Below are 4,420 nucleotides of genomic sequence, written 5' to 3'. Positions count from 1 at the left end.
GGCCTCTCCCCGCAAGCGGGGAGAGGCGAAGCGCTACTCCTCATCCTCCTTCTTCCGCAGCAGATCCGTCGCGAGATCGGACAGTTTTGGCCGCGGCAGGGCCGCGAACGGCAGCGGGCGGGTGACGTCGATTGCGGCGAGGCCAAGCCGCGCCGTGAGCAATCCGTTGAGCATGCCTTCGCCGAGGCGCTGCGACAGCTTCGCCGCGATGCCGTGGCCGAGCATCTGCTGCACCAGGCTGTCGCTCGCGGCCATGCCGCCGGTGATGGCGAGATGGGCGATGACGTGGCGGAGCAGGCGGATCATGCCGAGCGCGCCGGGGCGGCCGCCATAGAGCCGGGCGAGCTGGCGGATCAGGCGGAGCGAGGCCACGAACACGAACATCACGTCGATCAGCGCGCGCGGCGAAACAGCCGTGACGATCGACACCCGCTGTGCCGCAACCGACACCAGCCGCCGGGCCTCGGCATCCAGCGGTGACATCAGTTCGCGCTCGGCGAGCCGGACCATGTCGGCGCCGTCGATGATTTCGCCGGCATGGCTCTCCAGCGCGGCGCGGGCGCGCGCGAGCTGCGGGTTCTGGTGCGCGATCTTGAGCAGGTCCTGCACGATGGCGCGGCTCTCTTTGCGATTGTCGCTGGCGAGCACCGCGGCCGCGCGCTGATGCAGCTTTTCGATCGTCGCAAGGCGCGCCAGGCCAAATGCCTCGCGCCCGGTCACCACTGCCAGCGCGAGCGTCGTGACGAGGGCGAACGCAAGACCGACGAAGCCGAGGCTTTCGCTGCGCGCAAACAGGTCCTCGATCAGATGGACCACGCCGAGCCCGACGCCGAGCAGCGTCAGCCCGGCAACGCCGGACCAGAACAGCGCGCCCCAGGGCCAGCCGCGCCGCGCCGGAAGCGCGGTTTCGATCGGCACCGGCAGCGTCAGGGGATCCGGCTCCGGCGTGATCTGGATGGTGCCGCGGCCGGGCCGGCCGGTCTCATCGGCCTCGGTGACGACGACGCCGGGATCGTCCAGCCGGAACGTCGCCGGCCGCCGCGGCTGGGGTCGGTCGTTCATGACAGCTTGTCTCCGATCAGGAATTGCAAGGCACGGTCGAGGCGGATGTGAGGCAGCGCCGGCTCGTCCGTGCCCTCGCGTTCGAGCTTGGGCGGGCGGAAGCGCAGGAAGCGAAAGTCGCTCTTCTCGGCCGCTTCCGTCGACAGCCCGCGAAAGGCGTCGGTGCCGTTGAACAGGGCTTCCGGATCCAGCGGCAGGTCGCCCGGAAAGGTCGCGACCTCCGTGTTGCCGTCGAAGAACTCGCCACCGGCGCTTTCGCCCGYGGCGGGCGTTCCCAAAATCGACGGCAATTTGTCGCGGCCGCGCGCGACCTGCGCCTCCCGCGTGGCGCGGACGGCGGCGAGCGCGACCACGTCGATCTCGGCGCCGGTATCTTCCGCCCGCGCCACCGCGCTGGCGACCGCGCGGCGCAGCACGGCTTCCAACCGGTCGTGGCTGGAATGATGCAGATGGTCCGACTTGGTCGCCGCGAACAGGATGCGGTCGATGCGCGGCCGCAACAGGCTGGAGATGAAGCTGCTGCGGCCGATGCGGAAGCAATCGAGAATGCCGGCAAGGGCTGCTTCGAGATCGTGCAGCGCCTCGGGTCCGGAGTTGAATGCGGCCAGCGCATCCGCCAGCACGATCTGGCGATCGAGCCTAGCGAAATGATCGCGGAAGAACGGCCGCACCACGACGTCCTTATAGGCCTCGTAGCGGCGGACCATCATGGCCCACAGCGATCCCTCCGGCGCCTGGCCGTCGATCGGCACGTCGAGCGGCGCGAAGGTCAGCGCCGGCGTGTCGGCGAGATTGCCGGGCATCAGGAAACGGCCGGGCGGCAGCAGGCTCATGGCAAAGCGCTCGTCGCGGCAGGCTCGCAAATAGCCGGTGAAGTGCTTCGCGGCCGCAAGCGTCGCCTGCTCGTCCTCGCGCGCCTCCGGCTTGAGCGTTGCCAGATGCGCGTGCCACTCGGTGGCAAGATGCACGCGCGGCGCTTCGCGCGAAAGCGCGAGGCTTTCGGACGACCATTGCTCAAAGCTCTTCTGGAGCAGCGGCAGGTCGAGCAGCCATTCGCCGGGATAGTCGACGATGTCGAGCGTGAGGGTCCGGTCCGCGCCGTTGTGGCGCTGGTAGTCTATGACGAGCCGCAGCTCGCTGATGTCGACCGTCGAGTTCGGCCAGCGCCGCTCCTCGATCAGCGTGCGCAGATGGTTCTCGTAGGCGAAGCGCGGCACGGCATCGTCGGGTTGCGGCGCCAGATGCGCCCGCGCGATCCGGCCCGAGGCATAGGCCTCGAACACCGGAAACCGGCCGCCGCGCGTCAGCCCATGGATCAAGGCGGTGATGAACACGGTCTTGCCGGCCCGGGACAGGCCGGTGACGCCGAGCCGCACCGTCGGGTTGAAGAAATGCCCGCCATAGTCCATCAGCGCCCGGGCCGACAGGCGCGCCTCCTCGACCATATCCTGGAAACTGAATGCCATGTGAACGAGAGGGTCTCGGGCGAGCGGGCGGGCCAAATAGGTAAAACGGACTAGTCACAAAAGTGGCAACTGCCTGAGGAAAATCAAGCTTCATACTTCCACCGCCTTTGTCGGTAAATCAGCGGTTTGAACGACGCGCCGATGCCGAAAGACCCATAGAAAAGTGGCCCCTTCCTTGCCTCTGGATTGCCATGACCGTCTTCCAAATGAAACAGTTCGCGTCCACCTCCGTCCATGCCGCAGCCGACGCGATCGGCTGGAACTACGATCGCGCCGAGCTGATCGCCGATGGCGTCATCCATGCGATCGGCGTCCTCTCCGGCATCATCGCGGCGACCGTCCTCGTGGTGCTTGCGGTGCTCTATGCCAACGCGATCGACATCGTCGGCGTGTCGATCTACGTCGCCGGCCTGCTCTCGATGCTGGTGCTGTCGGCGACCTATAACCTCTGGCCGGTCTCGCCGGTCAAATGGCTGCTGCGGCGGTTCGATCATTCGGCAATCTACCTGCTGATCGCGGCGACCTACACGCCGTTCATCCTGGAAGTGAAGGACAGCGTGTTTGCGCTGGCGCTGCTCGTCTGCGTGTGGTGCGTGGCGATCTTCGGCATCGTGCTGAAGCTTCGCTATCCCGGCCGGTTCGACCGTGTCGCCGTCGGCATCTATCTGGCGATGGGCTGGAGCGGCATGATGCTGTACGACGCCGTGGTCAAGGCGCTTCCCGCGATGGCCCTGGGCTTCGTGGTTGCGGGCGGTGCGCTCTACTCCTTTGGCGTCATCTTCCACGCCTGGCGGCGGCTGCGCTTCCAGAATGCGATCTGGCACGGCTTTGTCTTGGCCGGCGCGGCGTGCCATTATACCGCGGTGCTCGACCTCGTGTTGAGCTGAGCAAGGCCCGCGAAGCGGTATAAGACAAAATAAGACCAGAGGAGACGTCGCATGCAGGTGACCGGCAAGGTCGTGGTCGTCACTGGCGGCGCCAACGGCATCGGCAAGGCGCTGTGCGAGGCCTTCCACAAGGCGGGCGCCGCCAAGGTCGTGGTCGCGGACATGGACGCCGCCAACGCAAGAGCCGTGGCTGCCACGGTTGATGGCGCGGCCTTCAGATGCGACGTCGCGCAGGAAAAAGAGATCGCCCACGTCATCGAGGAGACCGAGCGGCAGTTCGGACCGATCGACCTGTTCTGCTCCAATGCCGGCATCGGCGGCGGCTTCGATCCCATGTCGGTGAATGCCGGTGGTGCTTCGGATGAGCCGTGGCAGCGCAGCTGGGCGATCCACGTCATGGCCCATGTCTACGCGGCACGGCATCTTGTCCCACGCATGAAGGCGCGCGGCGGCGGCTATTTCCTCAACACGATCTCGGCCGCGGGCCTGTTGTCGCAGGTCGGCAGCCCGGCCTATTCGACGACCAAGCACGCCGCGGTCGGCTTTGCCGAAAATCTCGCGATCTCGCACAAGGCGCACAACATCCGCGTCTCGATCCTCTGCCCGCAGGGCGTCGACACCAACATGTTGCGCTCGATCCCGAAGGGCCCGCAATCCGRCGACGGCGATCTGACGCCCGAGCAAGTCGCCAGGGACGTGCTCGCCGGCCTCGAACAGGAGACGTTCCTGATCCTGCCGCACCCGCAGGTGCTCGGCTACATGCGCAAGAAGACCGAGAACTACGACCGCTGGATCGGCGGCATGGCCAAGATCCAGGCGAAGATGCGCGAGGAGTTCGGGAAGTGACCTGACGGTGTGCCGGTGGCACGCTCGCGCCAAACAATCGGTGTCGTCCCGGCGAAGGCCGGGACCCATAACCACGGGGCAAAATTTGGCGAAGACCGGCAGTTATTCGGTACTAACGACTGCGCTTCACCGATAGATCACGCGGTATGGGTCCCGGCC

4 protein-coding genes are annotated in these 4,420 nt (G+C 66.6%); 2 read left to right on the top strand and 2 right to left on the bottom strand.

Going from position 1 to position 4,420, the window contains the following annotated elements; genetic code table 11:
- Positions 1–33: 33 nt before the first annotated feature.
- Both ACXJL8_RS34970 and ACXJL8_RS34965 read right to left on the bottom strand, forming a co-directional pair.
- The gene (locus tag ACXJL8_RS34970; protein ID WP_456622577.1) at positions 34–1,062 is read right to left on the bottom strand and encodes a YcjF family protein; all 1,029 of its coding nucleotides are present in this window, start codon (positions 1,060–1,062) and stop codon (positions 34–36) included.
- Positions 1,059–2,528 carry a YcjX family protein gene (locus ACXJL8_RS34965; protein ID WP_456686447.1) on the bottom strand — a complete coding sequence of 490 codons (1,470 nt, stop codon included), beginning with the start codon at positions 2,526–2,528 and terminating at the stop codon, positions 1,059–1,061. The genes ACXJL8_RS34970 and ACXJL8_RS34965 overlap by 4 nt, the downstream gene beginning before the upstream one ends.
- Positions 2,529–2,719: 191 nt before the next feature.
- Here ACXJL8_RS34965 and trhA point away from each other — a divergent pair, with 191 nt between their 5' ends.
- Entirely contained in the window at positions 2,720–3,415 is a 696-nt protein-coding gene (trhA, locus tag ACXJL8_RS34960; protein ID WP_456622575.1) for a PAQR family membrane homeostasis protein TrhA, read from the top strand.
- 51 nt (positions 3,416–3,466) lie between these two features.
- A complete protein-coding gene (locus ACXJL8_RS34955; protein ID WP_456686446.1) occupies positions 3,467–4,261 on the top strand; it encodes an SDR family oxidoreductase in 795 nt (264 codons plus the stop codon).
- The last annotated feature ends 159 nt before the right edge of the window (positions 4,262–4,420 follow it).

The sequence above is a fragment of the Bradyrhizobium sp. P5_C11_2 genome (genome assembly GCF_054049755.1).
The sequence above is the reverse complement of the archived record's forward strand: the minus strand, read 5'-3'. Positions and strand labels throughout refer to the sequence as shown.